An 18,292-nucleotide genomic window follows, 5' to 3' on the forward strand; every position below is an offset into this window, starting at 1 on the left:
GCTCCCTTCACCACACCCCGGGCATCCAGATCGGCCTGGGGCGCATCTAGATGAACCTGCATCAGCACCGTCTCACTACTAGAGAGAAAAATAATGAAATCTGCTTTCAACACTTTGGTTCCGGGCGCTTTGGCCCTCCTCCTGCTATTGCCGACCGCCCTCCAGGCAAAAGAAGTCGAAACCCAGACCAAACTTGCCAATGTCGTGGTTCTCGCCACAGGCGGCACCATCGCCGGCGCTGGCGCCAGTGCCGCCAATAGCGCGACGTATCAGGCCGCAAAAGTGGGCGTCGAGCAATTGATTGCTGGCATCCCTGAGTTGAACAAGCTCGCCAATGTGCGCGGCGAACAAGTCATGCAGATTGCCTCGGAAAGCATCACCAACGACAACCTGCTGCAACTGGGCCGTCGCGTCTCAGAACTGGCCGACAGCAAGGATGTCGACGGCATCGTCATCACCCACGGTACCGACACCCTGGAAGAGACCGCTTACTTCCTGAACCTGGTCGAGAAGACCGACAAGCCGATCATCGTCGTAGGTTCCATGCGTCCGGGCACAGCAATGTCAGCGGACGGGATGCTCAACCTGTACAACGCCGTAGCTGTGGCCAGCAGCAAAGAAGCGCGTGGCAAAGGTGTACTGGTGACCATGAACGATGAAATCCAGTCTGGTCGCGACGTCAGCAAAATGATCAACATCAAGACCGAAGCGTTCAAAAGTGCCTGGGGCCCATTGGGCATGGTGGTCGAAGGCAAATCCTACTGGTTCCGTTTACCCGCCAAGCGCCACACCGTGGATTCGGAATTCGACATCAAGAACATCAAGAGCCTTCCCGACGTAGAAATCGCCTATTCCTACGGCAACGTGAGTGATACCGCCTACAAGGCACTCGCCCAGTCTGGCGCAAAGGCCATCATCCATGCCGGCACTGGCAACGGATCCGTGTCGTCACGCGTAGTACCGACGCTTCAGGCGCTACGCAAGGAGGGCGTGCAAATCATCCGCTCGTCTCACGTCAACGCCGGCGGCTTCGTGCTGCGTAACGCTGAACAGCCTGACGACAAGTACGACTGGGTTGTCGCTCACGACCTGAATCCACAAAAAGCCCGCATCCTGGCGATGGTCGCACTGACCAAAACCAACGACAGCAAAGAACTGCAACGGATGTTCTGGGAATACTGACCGTCCTTCGCCCGATCGACTCTCCGTCGGGCACTCTTCGTACCACTCGCCTGATTGGCGAGCGGTACGTCGCCTACAGCTCCTCTGTAATTTCCCTACAAAAAATTCGACACGACTCACACCAAAATCGGAAAACCGCTGTCAGAGGATTTTCTTGAATTTTAAGCAGTTGCGAAAATGCCCACAGTTAAATTCTGTATGCACGTACAGCTTAATAAGGATAACCTCGTGGCCACCTCTCTTGACGCTCCTGACACTTACGAACGAATGGGCGTGCGCGTTCAGAAAATCATCAATTCTCCCACCGCACAAAAAGCCAAGGCCGCATTGATCTTCCGCTTGCCGGACGAACCGACGGATCAGTGGGAGCGCCTGCTCGAGGAAATCGACGAGAACGATAACGTTACCCTCGCCTATCGCGATGATGGCGGCGTGCAGATTTTTTGGGTTGTGCCGAAGGAAGATTGATTCAATGATTGTCCGCTGTTTTGCTTTGCTGTTGCTGTTCATCGCCACGGGGGCCCAGGCTGGCGCACCTCGTACGTTCAATGAAGCCAAAAAGGTCGCCTGGAAACTTTATGCACCGCAGTCCACGGAGTTTTATTGCGGCTGCAAATACACCGGCAACAAGGTCGATTTGAAAGCTTGCGGTTATGTACCACGCAAAAATGCCAAGCGCGCTTCGCGCATCGAGTGGGAGCACATTGTGCCGGCGTGGCAGTTCGGACATCAGCGCCAATGCTGGCAGAAAGGTGGACGCAAAAACTGCACACGCTACGACCCCAGCTACCAGAAGGCCGAAGCGGATCTTCATAACCTGGTACCGAGCATCGGCGAGGTCAACGGCGACCGCAGTAACTTCAGCTACGGATGGCTGCCGACGCAATCCGGCCAATACGGCTCATGCCTGACCCAGGTCGACTTCAAGGCCAAGAAGGTCATGCCCCGCCCTTCAATTCGCGGCATGATCGCACGCACCTATTTCTACATGAGCAAGCAGTACGGCTTGCGCCTCTCTAAACAGGATCGCCAACTGTATGAGGCATGGGACAAGACCTACCCGGTCCAGGACTGGGAGCGCCAGCGCAATCAGAGCGTGGCGTGCGTGATGGGGCGTGGCAATGAATTTGTCGGCCCCGTAAACATGAAAGCCTGCGGCTGACATGCAACGTAAAAAGGCCTCGAACGTTATATTCGAGGCCTTTTTATTGATGGTTAACTGGCAGTATTGCTGTATCGCCAAGAGCCCATCAAATTAACTCATCACCACTGAAGAGCCCGAGGCAACTCAGCCGCAAAACCCGTCAGTGCAGGCACCGACGATTTCCCCAAGGTTGTCCTCTTACATGTCGACATCAGCCAGCTCGATCGCCCGCCAAGCAGCTCCGTCGAATGAATCGCTTAAGGCGTCAGAGGATGCTCAACCAACACTGACTCAACATTCTGCTTTTTGGCCTTCACCAAGGCAGCATCCACCAGCACCTTTCGCGCCTCTGCCTCGGCCTGGGAGTTGAAAGGGCCAATCAGAATTCGCGTTTTGCCGCTACCGTCCTTGATGACCGTCGGAACGAACGCGTGCTCGATCAACCAGCCGCTCAAATCGCTGACGGCCTGAGGCGTTTCACCGCGCACCTCAAGATCCCACTGCGGGGCAGAGGACACCGCAGGCGCTGTTGCGACTGCCACTTTGGGCTTCTGTGCGTCCACACTTTTGCCTTCACCACATCCAGCCAATGCCAGTGCCGCGACCATCCAGACCCATTTGCGCACAACGCTTTCCTCGAAAATCTCAAAGCGGTGATCTTAACATTCATAAATACTTCGCGAGCCCCGCAAAATGGGCACAAAACAACGAGATTGATGATTGCAGCCTCTGTATAGTTACGCCCTGGGAATTAATGCCACATCTGCGCGTCAGAAAGATGCACCCAAACCGTGAGACTTCGCACTAATCTATACGTACCACCGACCTCTGCACTGTCTGAATCAGGTGCCCTACAAAGCAATCAAGGAGAAGACCATGCTGATACTCACCCGCAAAGTCGGTGAAAGCATAAACATTGGTGATGACATTACGATCACCATCCTCGGCGTTAGCGGCCAACAGGTCCGCATCGGCATCAACGCCCCGAAAAACGTTGCGGTGCACCGTGAAGAAATTTACCAGCGCATCCAGGCTGGCCTGACCGCCCCGGACAAGCCACAAACGCCCTGAGCCGCTTTCGCAGTCAGTAGCCAGTTCGTTTGCCCCGTGTAATGACTGGCTAAAGATTCACGCGCCGTACTGCTATCCGCTCCCCACTCGCTGGGCACGGCGCCTGACACATAACTCCTCACTCCAGCCCCTTGCCGCCCCTATCCTCTGTTGCCGAGCGATACTACCTGCCATTCCCAAGGCTGGCTGTCGGACATTTCCGATAGAGCGCAGAGAATTCGCCCGCCTAATCCAACGTCACGCCACGCGCCATACCTGCGGCCGCCACCACCATCAGCACCAACAACAACGCCTCGACATGACTGATTCGTGCGTACAGCTTTGCACGGCCAGTATCGAGCGCCGCACCTCGCACTAACGAGACCCGCCACTTGACCAACGTGATCATCGGCGAGAGCTCTATCAGCAAAATCAGCACAAACAGTGTCATTTTCAAATGGAAGAGCGGCTGATGCAGGTAGTAGTCAGTGCCCTTTTCATAGCCACCAAAGGCGCGCATCCCACCCGTCACCAGCAGAACCAAAGCAGAAATACCCCATAGATTGTCGGCGAGCAAAACGCGCCCGGCATCCCCTGAGCCTGCAACCAAGCGGCTAAACGCCGCTCCACGAGTCAGAACCGCCCAAAAACCCAACGCAAAAGCCAGTAAGTGAACAGCCGCTAGAAACCATTGAACCAGCATCGCCAGACTCCTTCTGTAAAGAGATGGAAATCGCCAGTCAGTAGTAGTCGAAAAATAAAGGACATGCTCGCGCAACATCGCCGGTCATGTATCGAGCGATTGAAACAAGGAGAGAGAACCCGAAAAAGCCAAATTACAGGCAAAAAAAATCCCAAGCAGCTGATGGAAGCTCGGGATTTAAAAATGCATAAACCGTGGTGGTGAACGCGGGACAAATGTTACTGAAACTCCCACCCTGCTACAAGGTATTTTTCATAACCGGTTGGTTAAATAAAATCGTAAGCTATTAAATATCCACACATTTTAAAAGACTGCTGGCGACAAAAGGCGATCCACTCAGCCAATCTCAAACTCGACATCACAACAATCAGCCTGACCGGACACCCCTTCAGCACACTCCCCATGTGCGCCCGAGAAGGATTAAAGCCCCCCCTCTGGATGCGCCGAATTGGCGACTCAAGGCTGGGCCTTGCAAACCCCAGACAACAAAAAAGGGCCCACCTTTCGGTGAGCCCTTCTAGACCGCCCAGCAGAGCGGATTTTGTTTGGTAGGCGCGATTGGACTCGAACCAACGACCCCCACCATGTCAAGGTGGTGCTCTAACCAACTGAGCTACGTGCCTGCTGTGAGGCGGCATTCTACGGAATTCCGAAGGGGTGTCAACACCTTTTTTTCACCTAACCCTATGAATATGCAAAATATTTAATTTGCGGCCAATGAAGAAGATTTTCCGGTGGCTGGCGGAGGTTTTTCAACTCCGGTAGGATCGACGCACTCGTAAAATATATTAAACAGAGGCGACAGAATGGCGAACACCCTTTACCCAGAGTCTTATTACGCTGCGTCGGCCAATGCCGTACCGCCACGTCCAGCCTTGCAGGATGATGTGGAGACGGATGTCTGTGTAATCGGTGCCGGGTATACCGGGCTGTCCTCGGCCCTGTTCCTTCTGGAGAACGGTTTTCGCGTGACAGTGCTGGAGGCCGCCAAAGTCGGCTTCGGCGCTTCAGGACGCAATGGCGGGCAAATCGTTAACAGCTATAGCCGCGACATTGATGTGATCGAGCGTACTGTTGGCCCGAAACAGGCGCAGTTGCTCGGCGAGATGGCCTTCGAAGGCGGCCGGATCATTCGCGAGCGCGTGGCCAGGTACAACATCCAGTGCGACCTGAAGGACGGCGGCGTATTCGCCGCCCTTACGGCCAAGCAGATGGGTCATCTTGAATCGCAGAAGCGTCTATGGGAGCGCTTCGGGCACTCACAACTCGAACTACTCGATCAACGCCGCATCCACGAAGTCGTCGCGTGTGATCAGTACATTGGCGGCATGCTCGACATGAGCGGCGGCCACATTCATCCGTTGAACCTTGCGCTGGGCGAAGCGGCTGCCGTGGAGTCCCTTGGCGGCGTCATCTATGAACAGTCGCCAGCCGTGCGCATCGAACGCGGCGCCAATCCGGTCGTGCACACGCCGCAAGGCAAGGTCAGGGCCAAATTCATCATCGTTGCCGGCAATGCCTACCTCGGCAATCTGGTGCCGGAACTGGCAGCCAAATCGATGCCGTGCGGCACGCAAGTGATCACCACAGAACCGCTGGGTGAAGAACTGGCGAAAGCGCTATTGCCGCAGGACTACTGCGTCGAAGACTGTAACTACCTGCTCGATTACTACCGCCTGACTGGCGACAAACGCCTGATTTTCGGCGGCGGCGTGGTGTACGGCGCGCGGGATCCGTCGAACATCGAAGCAATCATCCGCCCGAAAATGCTCAAGGCTTTCCCGCAACTCAAGGACGTGAGGATCGACTACGCCTGGACCGGCAACTTTCTGCTGACGCTGTCGCGTTTGCCGCAAGTTGGACGTCTGGGCGACAACATCTATTACTCGCAAGGTTGCAGCGGCCATGGCGTGACCTACACACATCTGGCAGGCAAGGTATTGGCAGAGGCACTGCGTGGTCAGGCTGAGCGTTTTGATGCGTTTGCCGACTTGCCGCACTACCCGTTCCCGGGTGGGCAAATGCTGCGTACGCCGTTTGCTGCGCTGGGTGCCTGGTATTACGGCTTGCGTGACAAATTCGGAATGTAAAAAAAGGGCCGCTGAACAGCGGCCCTTTTTATTGAACGCAAGGCGTTTAGAGGTGATCCCGAGCAATCCCGCTACGGATCCGCAAGATATCCGCCAACACCGCCAAGGCGATTTCCGCAGGTGTCTTGCTGCCCAGGTTCAGGCCGATCGGCGCGTGAATCCGCGCCAACTCGCCCTCCCCCAATCCGCCAATCCTGCGAAGGCGCTCAAAGCGTTTCTGCGACGTCTGCTGTGAACCCATCACGCCAATGTAAAAGGCCTCGGTGCGCACCGCTTCCATCATTGCCAGATCATCGATACGCGGATCATGCGTCAGCGCCACCACCGCCGTGTCGCGATGACAGCCACCGTCGGCAATGAACACCGACGGCAATTGCCGACGAATCTCTACGCCACTGAGTACCACGCCTTCGAGCACCTCATCACGCGGATCGCAGAGAATCACTTCGAAACCCAAGCCAACCGCAAACTCGGCACACGCTTGCGCCACGCTGGAATACCCGGCAAGCAAAAGACGCTGAGCCGCACCAACGCGGATTCGTACCCGATCGATCTCACGCTCGATCCGCGCACCCTGTTCGCGATCTGCAAAAAGGCTGCGCGCACCACTGGCCAGATCGACTTCACGAATCAGCCGACGCTGACCAAGCAGCGCCGATTCCAGTTCACGCAGATGCGCCTGCACGTCACAGCCAGCGTCAAATTTCTCTACCAGCACATCGAGAATACCGCCACAGGGCAGACTGACCCGCGAACGCGGATCGTCGCCTTCGCCGTAACGCACGACGTTGACCGCATCGAAAAACGCACCCTCGGCGAGGCGCTCGAGAAAATCCTCCTCGACACAGCCGCCGGACAGCGACCCGATCCACTGCCCGCCGTCATTCACTGCCAGCAGCGAACCCGGCGCACGCGGCGCCGAGCCGTAGGTGGTCAACACGGTGCAGAGCCAGATGCACTGCCCCGCTACCGACCACTCCAATGCACGCCGCACCACTTGCAGATCGAGATGCTGCATGTCAGTGCGCCTTGTGCTCGATGGGCGGCGCGTCAGCTTGCAGCTTCTGAACTTCGCTTACCGCCAACTCTCCGGACTGGCCGCCCCACCCTTGACGCAGGTAGTTGAGCAGATCGGTCAGTTGCTCAGGACTGAGCTTGTCGGCAAAACCCGGCATCGGTTGCATGTGTTCGAACCCGGAGAATTTCTGCTCGCCGATACCGTCCTCGATGACCCGCAACAGATTGCGTGGATCTTCCAGACGCAGCGTGGTGTTGCCGCGCATGGCAACAGCGATGTGCGGCTTGCCTTCACCACCCGCCGCGTGACAACCGGCGCAGACATTCAAATATTCCTGACGGCCCCGTTGGGCACTCGCGCCGAGCTTGTCGACCGGCACGGCGACGAGCTCTTTGGCTGCCGGCGGTTGATCGCCGAGCAGGAAGGTCGCCATGGCTGCCAGATCGGTATCGTTCAAGCCCTGAGTGCTGTTGTGGAACACCGGGAACATCTCGTTGAACATCGTGCCCTGCGCGCTCATGCCATGCTTGAGGAATGTGCTCAGGTCCTGATGATTCCAGCCGCGAGCGGCCAGATCAGTGGCCAGCAGGCTCGGCGCCAGATAGCCATTGAGGATGCCACCGGTGAGACGCTTGTCCATTTGCATTGCGCCCGACAGCCCGCGTGGCGTATGGCACTCGCCGCAGTGGCCGAGGACGTCGACCATGTACTGGCCACGCTTCCAGGCGTCGCTTTTGCCGTCGGCAGATTCCAGCTTCACGTCTTTGCCGTACATCATGTTCCAGCCCATCAGGCCCAGACGCACGTTGAACGGAAAGCTCAGGCTGGTGACCGGCGCTGCCCGCTCGATCGGCTCAACGGTTTTGAGGTACGCATGAATCGCATCCGAATCTTCGCGCGGCATCAGGTGATACGAGGTGTACGGCATCGCCGGATACAGGTTTGCGCCGTCACGACGCTTGCCCTCGGTCAACGCAGCGTAGAACTCGTCATCACTGTACAAACCGATGCCATGCTCTTTGCTCGGGGTGATGTTGGTGCCGTAGATCGTGCCGAACGGCGAGACGATTGGCAGCCCGCCGGCAAATGGCGCGCCACCCGGTGCAGTGTGGCAAGCCATGCAGTCGGCGGCGCGGGCGAGGTATTGGCCGCGCTTGACCTGATCATCGGCGTGGACAAACAACACTGGCGCAGCCAGCCCGACCGCCAGGGTCAGGCGGGTCAGTAATAGCTTCATGCTTAACCCTCCTTGACCAGGCCGAGATCGGTCAGCACGTTGCGGGTCGCGTTGTAATAACGCACGTACCCGGTGCAACGGCATATGTGATGACCGAGGCTGTCCTCGATGACTTGTTCGAGTTTGCTTTGGACGATTGGCTGGCGTTGCAGCTTTTCCACCAACACGGTCGCGGCGTTGACGAAGCCCGGCGCACAGTAGCTGCACTGGAAGGCGAACTCATCAACAAAGCGCTGCTGGATCGGATTCAGCTCGGTGACCTGCCCGCTCTCGTCACGCTTGGCGTGCGATTCGATGGTGCGGACTTTCTTGCCTTCGAAGTAATGCGCGCCGGTAATGCAGGTGCGCACTTCTTCGCTGGTGCCGTCCGGGTTATCGACGATCACCACGCAAGCGTGGCAAATACCCTGGCCGCAGCCCAGACGCGAGCCAGTCAGGTTTTTGTATTCGTGCAGGTAGTCGATCATCGGCAGGTCATCAGGGATGTCCACCGGGCCGACGGATTGACCATTGAGGGTCAGTTGAAGCGGACGGTTAGCCATTGAGGGCCTCCTTGATGCGCGCAGCAGTGATAGGCAGATCGCGAACACGTTTACCGATGGCGTGCGCCACGGCATTACCAATGGCGCCGACCACCGGAATCATCACCACTTCAGCGATACCTTTGGACGGATCGCTGGGTGACAGCGGTGGCAGAATCTCTGCCGTCTGCTTCCACACCGCGACGTGCCGGGCCATTGGCAGGCGATAACGGTTGAAGTTCCAGTCACCCTCCCCCGGCCCGCCCTCGTACAGCGGCATCTCTTCCATCAACGCATGACCAATACCCATGGCGACCCCACCTTCGAGCTGCCCCTTGACCAGTTCTTCAACCAACACCCGACCGCATTCGACCCAAGAATGATGGTTGAGCACTTCGACTTGCGCCGAGCCTTTGTTGACCTTCAACTCGACCAGGGTGGCGACCGGGCTGTAGTAAGTCACCGCCGCGTTGTTCAACTGAACAACCGGGTAGTTGATGTTCTGGCGATCCAACAGGTGGAAACCCGCCGTGCTCATCAGCGCTTTCTTCGCCTTCGGCGCACCATCGCCGTACTTCACCGCCAGACCGTCAAGCGGTAAACGCTCGCGCACGCCGTCGATACTGTATTCGGCCTCGGCCCAACTCCAGCGGTTGAACGCATGAACAGTGGCGCCGGTCACCAGACCGCGCTCATGAGCGTGCTTGGCCAACTCTTCGAAACTCAACGGCTGCATGCCGTTGGCCGTGAGTTTTCCGTCGACCCAATGCGCGTCTTCACGACGCACGACGTAAGGGTTGGCTTGACCGCCGTAAGGCCCCTGACGCCAGATTTCCATGGCCGCCGGCCACAAACCGTTGTTGAACAGCACGCGCGCTGCCTCACGGGTTGCGTGGCTGAAGTAGTAAGCCGAGTTGGTCGCCGAGGAAGCCGAAGCCAGCTTGCCGACCCAACGCGGGTTGCGCAGCAGATTGTCCTGCTCGGCCTGGCTCATGATGTAAGGGTTGCCGCTGGTAATCAGCTGCATTTCCTTCCATTCGGTTTCGCCGGTCTTCACTTCATGGGCAGGGCTACCGAGGAAATCAGCGACGACCAGGGCTTGCGAAGTCGACATGCCGGTGCCGATTTCAATGCCGATATGACGCAGGGTGATGCGCCCCTCGGCAGTGAATTCGATACTGGCCATCGGTGCTTCGGAGCCGGTGCCGAAGTCTTTCTGACAAATGGCGAAACCGACGCCGTACCAGTTGTCCGGATCGGCTGCTTCGCGCTGCTTCTTGATGGCGTCGCGGTTTTTCCAGACTTCGTGCACTGCGGCCTTGTCGAGAATCTCGTGCAGGCGCAGAGCACCGGCCGGGATCGCGCCCTGAGTGTTCTTCATACCCGAACGCAACGCGTTCTTGCGGCGCAAATCGATCGCATCGACGCCGAGCCGATTGGCAATTTCGTCAACCATCATTTCGGTCGACGCCATGCTTTGCAGCGTGCCGTAACCGCGCATCGAGCCCGCCTCAACAGCGCGTGAGTGATAAGCGGTGACCTGCAGATCGTTCTGCGGCATGTAATAGATCGACTGCGCCGCCGTGGCGCCAACTGCCGCAACCGAGGGGCTGTAGTTGACCCGCCCGCCACCGTCGACACTCATTTCGGCGCGGAAAATCTTGAAGGTGTAATCGTTCTTGTCCACGGCCAATTGGTAGCGGATGTCGAACGGGTGGCGCTTGATGCCGCTCTGGAATTGCTCGTAGCGATCGTTGGCCAGGCGCACCGGCACACCGGCACCGTAAAGCGCAGCGAGTGCTGCGTAGTAAACGAAGATGTTGTGGTCTTTGGAACCGTAACCGACGGTGTAACCGGGGTGCATGTTCAGGTTCGCCAGACCGAAGCGCGAGGGCGCGATCATTTTCGCGGTCTCGGTCGCAGCTTCCAGTGGGCACTGGGTCGCCACCACGAAGTGCAGCGTCTTGGTGGCCGGGTCGTACCAACCGTTCCCGTTGTCCGGCTCCATGGCGGCAGGTTCGATCGATGGGGTCTTGTAACGCTCGTCGAACACCAGCCAGTTATCCGGCGGCGTATCGATCTCTTTCTTCATGCGGTCGGCGTAGAACAAACCGCGTTCGGTCAGGTTGCCGTGCAGGTTCGGCTGGGAATTCCACACCGGACGACGGTTTTTCAGCATCGGGAACAGGATCGAGTCCTTGAGGCTGGCGAATTCATCTTCGTCTGCCGACGTCGGGCCACCCACACGTACGTAGCGGAAACTGCCGTAGGGGTCGCCTTCGTAGTAAGGCACCTTGGCGCCGTAACGAATCGCTTTGTCATTGAATTTGAGCTTGTTCTTGGCCTGACGAAAACGCTCGAAGTCGTTCCAGATCAGGATAGCGACCGGGTGGCCGATGAACATCGGCACCTTGCCCTCAGGCAAAAGTGGATCTGGCGCGTGCTCTTCCGGGAAAACGATACCGTCCTTGTCCAGATCGGCAGCGGTGACGATGCGGTCAGGCTGCAAATCGGCGCCCAGCCACGACAGGTCGTAACCGTTATAGATATGGTCAGCCTTGGTGGTTTTGAGCAGCATGGCGTGGCCTTGCTGCTCAGGCCAACCCGGCATGTCCCTGGAGCGGATGTCGCGAGCAAACACCTTGCTGCCGCAGACCTTGGACAGAGCGTCGTTACGCTGGCGCGCCTTGCCGTTGTTGCCGAGCCACTTTTCGGACGGCACGGTGACGCTGTTTTCCATCAAGGCAGCCAGCGCCTGACTGCTGAGCGGCGTGAGCGTAACGCTCACTCCCGCCACCAGCCCACCCTGAAGGAACGAGCGCCGGGATATTTCACGGTTGGACATGGATCATCCTCTGGGCGGTTATGAGTCCACCCTTCTGGTTATCTACTGGGAATCTCGAGTCTTGCAGAAGCCCTTTCTGGCGTGGCCAAGAGCCGTGTTGACAGTGCAAAGCTGACCGAAAGGTTAACTTTAAAGGTTTCTGCGGCTGCGGCAAACAAGCAGTTACAAAAATCTGACTAAAGAATCAGAATTACTGCGACCTTGCGCCGCAGCAAGTCACTGGACAAAACGCTGTCCAGCTTCTGCAGGAGTGAGCCTGCTGTCTGCGTCCGCCCAGTACAAATCAATCCAAAGCAGGTACCTGAAATGCCCGTACCGACACATTCACATTAGTCAAAGGCCAGTTTTTAAACGATGCATCTCGCTATGTGCTCTTCTGCGATAAAAGGCGTGAATAGCCCACACCACCCCAACGAATAGCAACCCTGTCCCAAGCGCTTCCATAGGAGAGGGCCAGCGCTGGTTGATGAGCAAACCCATCGCAGTTGCATAAATAGTCCCGCTGGCGATCAATTGCCCGCTCAGCGCCAGAGGTAGGCGCCGGGTTGCGATTGACCATGCCCAGGCACCTGCAAGGGTGGCTCCCATGCCCTGAATTAATCCACAGACTATTAGCGCCTGAGTACCTGCCAACCCGCCCGAATGGCTAGCGAAGTGGGACAACTTCAAGTAAAGCCCAGCCGGGATGAAAGCCAGCATTTCGACGCTGCACATGAAGATCAGCATGGCGGACCACAACATGGGCGACATACTTGGGCGTCGAGCCAAAGCACTTTCATTTATCAGGCCAAAACCCGTCCAGAATCCGATTGCAAGCAACGATGCCAGGAGTCCAAACATTATCGAGGTTGTCGGTAGCACCACCGTGGCGCTACCAAAATCAAACACGCTCAAGTTGACCAGACTGATGCCTAAAGCCGCCACCAACAACGGCCCGGAAATGGCGCGCCAAGGCACGCTGGAGCTGCGCATGTTGCCGGCAATCGCAAGTACGATAGGCACTGACCCCATCATCACCGGAGGGATCACCGGCCCGGCTGCCAAGACCGCAGTGGTAATCAGAAAGAAGTAACCGATGTATCCCAGGAAGCCCAACAGTGCGGCGCAAGCCCAGTCGCCCAGCCTCAACTGCCGCACTTCGCCACGGTAAACAAACAGCACTAACAGACTACCCAAACCGGCAAAGGCATAGCTCACCACAGCCAGATCAAAAAGACTGTAATCGCCGACAAGCCCCGGAAAGATGTAAAGCAGCGACCAAGAAAAAGTGGCAGCAATGGCCGCTAACAAGCCAAGGGTCATACGCTTTGCTCCTGCCCAGCCTGCTTGCGGATCCAGCAATGAGCCATTTGCCGCGCAGTGTCGAATACCTGCGCGTCCTGGCCCATGGCGCCGGTGACAAAACTACCCTCCAGCAAGATAAACAACCCCTCAGCAACTACGTGAGGGTCGCTCAGACCGGCACTCACGGCCAATGCAGTGAGGTTTTCGCGCACCCCTTGCTTATGCCTGCTTACAGCCAAATGCACTGGGTGGCTAAATTGTGGGAATTCAGCCGCACTGTTGACGAACAGACATCCGCGCCCGCTATCTTTCAAAAGAAAGCGTTGATACAGATCGAAAAAAGCGAGCATTCCACTGACAGGGTCAGGTTGTCTTGCCAAAGTGCGCGCGACCTCTTCGCGCCAGCGCAGATCACGCTTCTCGAGGCAAGCCACGATCAGCGCATCCTTTGAGGGGAAATGGCTGTAGAGCGTCATCTTGGTAACACCCGCCATCGCGGCGATGGCCATCACACCAGTAATGTATATACCTTCCGACAGAAACAGCTTCAGCGCTGAGTCAATCAATCGCTCACGGGTATTGTCCAATTTTAGGCACTCCGGCATCGGGACGGAGTTGACTATACTGACCGGTAAGCTGGAGACACATCCAGATACGACCTTAATCATGGCCGTCACGACACAGACCGCAGCATGCCAACGCAGCAGTAAATCGCAAGATTTGGTCTGTCCTGAATTTCGCTACGCTGTATAAGCGCTCAAAGGCCTCGCGTGGTTATACGGACGCCCGCTTTGCGGCAGCGACTCAGTGATTTCATTTGCACACTGCGAATACTGGAGTTCGGAAGGTGAGCTGGCCGCGCGCTTACAGCCTGCTCACGATGGTGATGTGCATCTTCCAAAGATATTGGCTGCACTGGCGCTATCGCCAGCAGGCTCGCACACAGGGATTTGTGCTCAATATCGGTCGACTGAAAGAAGCCAAACGGGAAAGGTCAAATTTCAGACACAAAAAACCCCGGTCTTTCGACCAAGGTTTTTGCTATCGATTCCGAATTAGCCAACGGCTTTTTCGGTGCTTCAAGGCGTTCAGTGGTCCTTGAAACAGATATGGCGCAGCGGACGGGACTCGAACCCGCGACCCCCGGCGTGACAGGCCGGTATTCTAACCGACTGAACTACCGCTGCGTATCGCTTTGAGCTTTCGCTCAAGTAACTCGTTTTGACTGAAAGCTTCGGTGCTTTGCAATCGCGAACCAGACAATGCCTGACTCGTAAAATATGGCGCAGCGGACGGGACTCGAACCCGCGACCCCCGGCGTGACAGGCCGGTATTCTAACCGACTGAACTACCGCTGCGCGTCGGTGCAGGCACTTTCAGCCTACGCTCTTGCTTACGCAAGTCTCTCGGGGAGTGGTGGGTGATGACGGGATCGAACCGCCGACATTCTGCTTGTAAGGCAGACGCTCTCCCAGCTGAGCTAATCACCCGTTTGCATCTCCGAGGCCGCGAAATTTACGCAGGTAGTGAACCTAAGTCAATAGCAGGATTGAAGTTTTTTTCAAAAACAGCTTTCAGCGATAAGTGTCGAGCAACAAGCAAAAGCAAGAACACATACACCAGGCGCCTCACTGCCGTGCTTTGACTTACAGCTTGAAGCTGGCTTTCACTGCGCGTAAATCATCTTCTTGGTCATACCGCCATCGACCACGAACTCCTGCCCGGTGACAAATCCGGCATTGCGCGACAGCAGCCACGCCACCATCGCCGCCACATCCTCGACCGTCCCTACCCTGCCCGCCGGATGTTGGGCATGATCGGTATCGGCCAGCGGTTCGGCGCGACGCGCGCAAGGATCGCGCGCATCGATCCAGCCCGGACTGACTGCATTGACGCGAATCTCTGGCCCGAGGCTGATAGCCAGCGCATGCGTCAACGCCAACAGACCGCCCTTGCTCGCAGCGTAGGCTTCAGTATCCGGCTCGGACTGCCCGGCACGGGTCGACGCCAGATTGACGATCGAGCCGTTGTGCGCTCGCAGATAAGGAGCACAATGCTTGGCCAGCAACATCGGCCCACTGAGATTCACCGCCAGCACCCTATTCCAGTAAGCCAGATCCAGGCTTTCCAGGGTGATGTTGTGCGGATCAGCGACCGCCGCATTGCACACCAGCGCATCGAGACGCCCAAACTGCCCCAACACCTCAGCCACGCCCAGCGCGACCTGGCTTTCCTGCGCCACGTCCATGGCGATGAACCAGGCGTTCTCGCCCAGCACTTTCGCCACTTTCGACCCACGCGACCGATCAAGATCCGTCAGCACGACCTGCCAGCCTTCGCTGATCAGCCAGGCAGCGATGCCCAGGCCGATTCCGCGCGCGGCACCCGTGACCAGCGCAACACGGCCATGGGTCCCCGCTTTCAGAGTGGACAACTCGATCACAACGCCGCCAGACCGCGCGCCAGGTCGGCTTGCAGGTCGACCACGTCTTCCAGCCCTACGGCGATGCGGATGAGACTGTCGCGGATGCCTGCTGCTTCACGCTCCTGCGGCGCGAGTCGGCCGTGAGAGGTGGTGCTCGGGTGCGTGATGGTGGTTTTGCTGTCGCCGAGGTTGGCGGTAATCGAGATCAACCGGGTTGCATCAATAAAACGCCAGGCGCCCTCTTTGCCACCCTTGACCTCGAAACTCACCACGGCACCGAACCCCTTCTGCTGGCGCTGGGCCAACTCGTGCTGCGGATGGCTCTTGAGACCGGCGTAATGGACTTTGTCGATGCCCTCCTGCTGCTCCAGCCATTCAGCCAGTTGTTGCGCATTGGCACAGTGGGCCTTCATCCGCAGGTTCAGGGTTTCCAGACCTTTGAGGAAGATCCACGCGTTGAACGGGCTCAGGGTTGGCCCGGCGGTACGCAGGAAACCGACGACCTCTTTCATCTGCTCGCTACGACCAGCCACCACGCCGCCCATGCAACGGCCCTGGCCGTCGATGAATTTGGTCGCCGAGTGCACGACGATGTCCGCACCGAGCTTCAATGGCTGCTGCAACGCAGGCGTGCAGAAGCAGTTATCGACCACCAGCATAGCGCCCTTGGCGTGAGCGATTTGCGCCAGCGCGGTGATATCCACCAACTCAGCCAGCGGATTGGAGGGCGACTCGACGAACAGTAATTTGGTATTGGGCTTGATCGCCGCCTCCCAAGCCGAAAGTTCGGCCAAGGGTACGTAATCGACTTCAACGCCGAAACGCTTGAAGTACTTCTCGAACAGGCTGATGGTCGAACCGAACACACTGCGCGATACCAGAACATGATCGCCGGCACTGCACAGACTCATCACCACCGCCATGATCGCGGCCATACCCGTGGCGGTCGCAACAGCCTGCTCGGCGCTTTCCAGCGCCGCAATGCGCTCTTCAAACGCGCGCACCGTGGGGTTGGTGTAACGCGAGTAGACGTTGCCCGGCACTTCACCAGCAAACCGCGCAGCCGCGTCGGCAGCGGTGCGGAACACGTAGCTGGACGTAAAAAACATCGGATCACCGTGCTCACCTTCCGGCGTACGGTGCTGACCGGCACGTACGGCCAGGGTATCGAACGCTACGCCTTCGAGGTCGCTATCAAGCCGACCGGCATCCCATTCCTGACTCATGCTGTCACTCCTTGCCCTGCGCTGAATAAATGGAAGTCTTTTGCCAGATACAAAACCGGCCCCTCAGGGCCGGTAGAAACTCAGTTGTTGTACAGATCGATGATCGCACTGACCGCTTGGGTCTTGACCTTCGAGGCATCGTTGCGTGCCTGTTCGATCTTGTCCAGATAAGCCTCGTCGACGTCGCCAGTGACGTACTTGCCGTCGAACACCGCGCAATCGAAGTTTTCGATCTTGATCTTGCCGCCGCCGACCGCTTCGATCAAGTCAGGCAAGTCCTGATAGATCAGCCAGTCAGCACCGATCAGATCAGCCACATCCTGAGTCGAACGGTTGTGAGCGATCAATTCATGAGCACTTGGCATGTCGATGCCGTACACGTTCGGGAATCGCACTGCTGGAGCGGCCGAGCAGAAGTAGACGTTTTTCGCGCCGGCTTCGCGGGCCATCTGGATGATCTGCTTGCAAGTGGTGCCACGAACAATCGAGTCGTCGACCAGCATCACGTTCTTGCCGCGGAATTCCAGCTCAATGGCATTGAGCTTCTGGCGTACCGACTTCTTGCGGGCAGCCTGACCCGGCATGATGAAAGTACGACCGATGTAACGGTTCTTGACGAAACCTTCGCGGAACTTCACGCCCAGATGGTTAGCCAGCTCAAGCGCTGCAGTGCGACTGGTGTCGGGGATCGGGATAACCACATCGATGTCGTGCTCTGGACGCTCGCGCAGGATCTTCTCGGCGAGCTTCTCACCCATGCGCAGACGGGCCTTGTAAACCGACACACCGTCGATGATCGAGTCCGGACGCGCCAGGTAGACGTGTTCGAAGATGCACGGAGTCAGGGACGGGTTGGTCGCGCACTGACGGGTGTGCAGCTTGCCGTCTTCAGTGATGTAGACCGCTTCGCCCGGTGCCAGATCGCGAATCAGAGTGAATCCGAGCACGTCCAGGGAAACGCTTTCCGAGGCGATCATGTACTCGACGCCTTCGTCGGTGTGACGCTGGCCGAATACGATCGGGCGAATACCATGCGGGTCACGGAAACCGACAATGCCGTAACCGGTCACCATTGCCACGACGGCGTAACCGCCAACGCAACGGTTGTGCACGTCGGTGACAGCGGCAAACACGTCTTCTTCGGTCGGCTGAAGCTTGCCGCGCTGGGCCAGCTCGTGAGCGAAAACGTTCAACAGCACTTCCGAGTCGGAACTGGTGTTGACGTGACGCAGATCGGATTCGTAGATCTCTTTGGCCAACTGCTCAACGTTGGTCAGGTTGCCGTTATGCGCCAAGGTGATGCCGTAAGGCGAGTTGACGTAAAACGGCTGAGCTTCGGCCGAAGTCGAGCTGCCCGCCGTCGGGTAGCGAACATGACCGATACCCATATGGCCGACCAGGCGCTGCATGTGACGCTGATGAAACACGTCACGCACCAGACCATTATCCTTGCGCAAGAACAACCGGCCATCATGGCTGGTCACGATACCGGCAGCGTCCTGGCCGCGGTGCTGGAGCACGGTTAGCGCGTCATACAGCGCCTGATTGACGTGGGGGGGGTGGGCGT

Annotated in this window: 16 protein-coding genes and 4 tRNA genes; 5 read left to right on the forward strand and 15 right to left on the reverse strand. The window is 57.7% G+C overall.

Annotated elements, in window-relative coordinates:
• Positions 1–93: 93 nt before the first annotated feature.
• From ACIOWA_RS21460 to ACIOWA_RS21470, 3 genes are all read left to right on the forward strand, one after another.
• Positions 94–1,182 carry an asparaginase gene (locus ACIOWA_RS21460; protein WP_401161802.1) on the forward strand — a complete coding sequence of 363 codons (1,089 nt, stop codon included), beginning with the start codon at positions 94–96 and terminating at the stop codon, positions 1,180–1,182.
• Between the two features lie 198 nt (positions 1,183–1,380).
• On the forward strand, positions 1,381–1,650 hold the full coding sequence (locus ACIOWA_RS21465; RefSeq protein WP_339433994.1) for a DUF1654 domain-containing protein: 270 nt from the start codon (positions 1,381–1,383) through the stop codon (positions 1,648–1,650).
• 4 nt (positions 1,651–1,654) lie between these two features.
• A complete protein-coding gene (locus ACIOWA_RS21470; RefSeq protein ID WP_339433993.1) occupies positions 1,655–2,344 on the forward strand; it encodes an endonuclease I family protein in 690 nt (229 codons plus the stop codon).
• Between the two features lie 239 nt (positions 2,345–2,583).
• On the opposite strand, the gene ACIOWA_RS21475 is transcribed toward ACIOWA_RS21470, so the two are convergent.
• Entirely contained in the window at positions 2,584–2,952 is a 369-nt protein-coding gene (locus ACIOWA_RS21475; protein ID WP_401161804.1) for an SPOR domain-containing protein, read from the reverse strand.
• Between the two features lie 250 nt (positions 2,953–3,202).
• Here ACIOWA_RS21475 and csrA point away from each other — a divergent pair, with 250 nt between their 5' ends.
• On the forward strand, positions 3,203–3,397 hold the full coding sequence (gene csrA / locus ACIOWA_RS21480) for a carbon storage regulator CsrA (protein WP_003179932.1): 195 nt from the start codon (positions 3,203–3,205) through the stop codon (positions 3,395–3,397).
• Between the two features lie 226 nt (positions 3,398–3,623).
• Here csrA and ACIOWA_RS21485 read toward each other — a convergent pair whose 3' ends face one another.
• Together ACIOWA_RS21485 and ACIOWA_RS21490 are read right to left on the reverse strand one after the other, a co-directional pair.
• Positions 3,624–4,079: a DUF2214 family protein gene (locus ACIOWA_RS21485; protein WP_401161806.1), complete on the reverse strand. Its 456-nt coding sequence runs from the start codon at positions 4,077–4,079 to the stop codon at positions 3,624–3,626.
• Between the two features lie 546 nt (positions 4,080–4,625).
• Positions 4,626–4,702, reverse strand: a tRNA-Val gene (locus ACIOWA_RS21490).
• Positions 4,703–4,885: 183 nt separating this feature from the next.
• On the opposite strand from ACIOWA_RS21490, the gene ACIOWA_RS21495 reads away from it, so the two are divergent.
• Complete coding sequence (locus ACIOWA_RS21495) at positions 4,886–6,169, forward strand: FAD-binding oxidoreductase (protein WP_339494592.1); 1,284 nt, start codon at positions 4,886–4,888, stop codon at positions 6,167–6,169.
• Between the two features lie 46 nt (positions 6,170–6,215).
• On the opposite strand, the gene ACIOWA_RS21500 is transcribed toward ACIOWA_RS21495, so the two are convergent.
• From ACIOWA_RS21500 to purF, 12 genes are all read right to left on the reverse strand, one after another.
• Entirely contained in the window at positions 6,216–7,187 is a 972-nt protein-coding gene (locus ACIOWA_RS21500; RefSeq protein ID WP_339433410.1) for an XdhC family protein, read from the reverse strand.
• 1 nt (position 7,188) lies between these two features.
• On the reverse strand, positions 7,189–8,424 hold the full coding sequence (locus ACIOWA_RS21505) for a c-type cytochrome (protein WP_401161809.1): 1,236 nt from the start codon (positions 8,422–8,424) through the stop codon (positions 7,189–7,191).
• 2 nt (positions 8,425–8,426) lie between these two features.
• A complete protein-coding gene (locus ACIOWA_RS21510; protein ID WP_339433412.1) occupies positions 8,427–8,966 on the reverse strand; it encodes a (2Fe-2S)-binding protein in 540 nt (179 codons plus the stop codon).
• Complete coding sequence (locus ACIOWA_RS21515; protein WP_401161811.1) at positions 8,959–11,790, reverse strand: xanthine dehydrogenase family protein molybdopterin-binding subunit; 2,832 nt, start codon at positions 11,788–11,790, stop codon at positions 8,959–8,961. The genes ACIOWA_RS21510 and ACIOWA_RS21515 overlap by 8 nt, the downstream gene beginning before the upstream one ends.
• A gap of 333 nt (positions 11,791–12,123) precedes the next feature.
• Positions 12,124–13,092 (reverse strand): EamA/RhaT family transporter, encoded by a 969-nt coding sequence (locus tag ACIOWA_RS21520; RefSeq protein WP_401161813.1) that lies wholly within the window; start codon positions 13,090–13,092, stop codon positions 12,124–12,126.
• Positions 13,089–13,661 carry a TetR/AcrR family transcriptional regulator gene (locus tag ACIOWA_RS21525; RefSeq protein WP_339433415.1) on the reverse strand — a complete coding sequence of 191 codons (573 nt, stop codon included), beginning with the start codon at positions 13,659–13,661 and terminating at the stop codon, positions 13,089–13,091. Before ACIOWA_RS21525 ends, ACIOWA_RS21520 begins: the two co-directional genes overlap by 4 nt.
• 523 nt (positions 13,662–14,184) lie before the next feature.
• A tRNA-Asp gene (locus ACIOWA_RS21530) sits at positions 14,185–14,261 on the reverse strand.
• 94 nt (positions 14,262–14,355) lie between these two features.
• Positions 14,356–14,432, reverse strand: a tRNA-Asp gene (locus ACIOWA_RS21535).
• Positions 14,433–14,488: 56 nt separating this feature from the next.
• Positions 14,489–14,564 (reverse strand) — tRNA-Val (locus ACIOWA_RS21540).
• Between the two features lie 176 nt (positions 14,565–14,740).
• Positions 14,741–15,517, reverse strand: a complete 777-nt coding sequence (locus tag ACIOWA_RS21545; protein ID WP_339433416.1) for an SDR family oxidoreductase — start codon at positions 15,515–15,517, stop codon at positions 14,741–14,743.
• Complete coding sequence (locus tag ACIOWA_RS21550; RefSeq protein WP_401161816.1) at positions 15,514–16,725, reverse strand: O-succinylhomoserine sulfhydrylase; 1,212 nt, start codon at positions 16,723–16,725, stop codon at positions 15,514–15,516. The genes ACIOWA_RS21545 and ACIOWA_RS21550 overlap by 4 nt, the downstream gene beginning before the upstream one ends.
• Positions 16,726–16,805: 80 nt before the next feature.
• The coding region (gene purF / locus ACIOWA_RS21555; RefSeq protein ID WP_401161818.1) for an amidophosphoribosyltransferase at positions 16,806–18,292 on the reverse strand (1,487 nt) is incomplete at its 5' end.

It is taken from the genome of Pseudomonas sp. NPDC087614 (genome assembly GCF_044743485.1).
GTDB lineage: Bacteria > Pseudomonadota > Gammaproteobacteria > Pseudomonadales > Pseudomonadaceae > Aquipseudomonas > Aquipseudomonas baetica_A.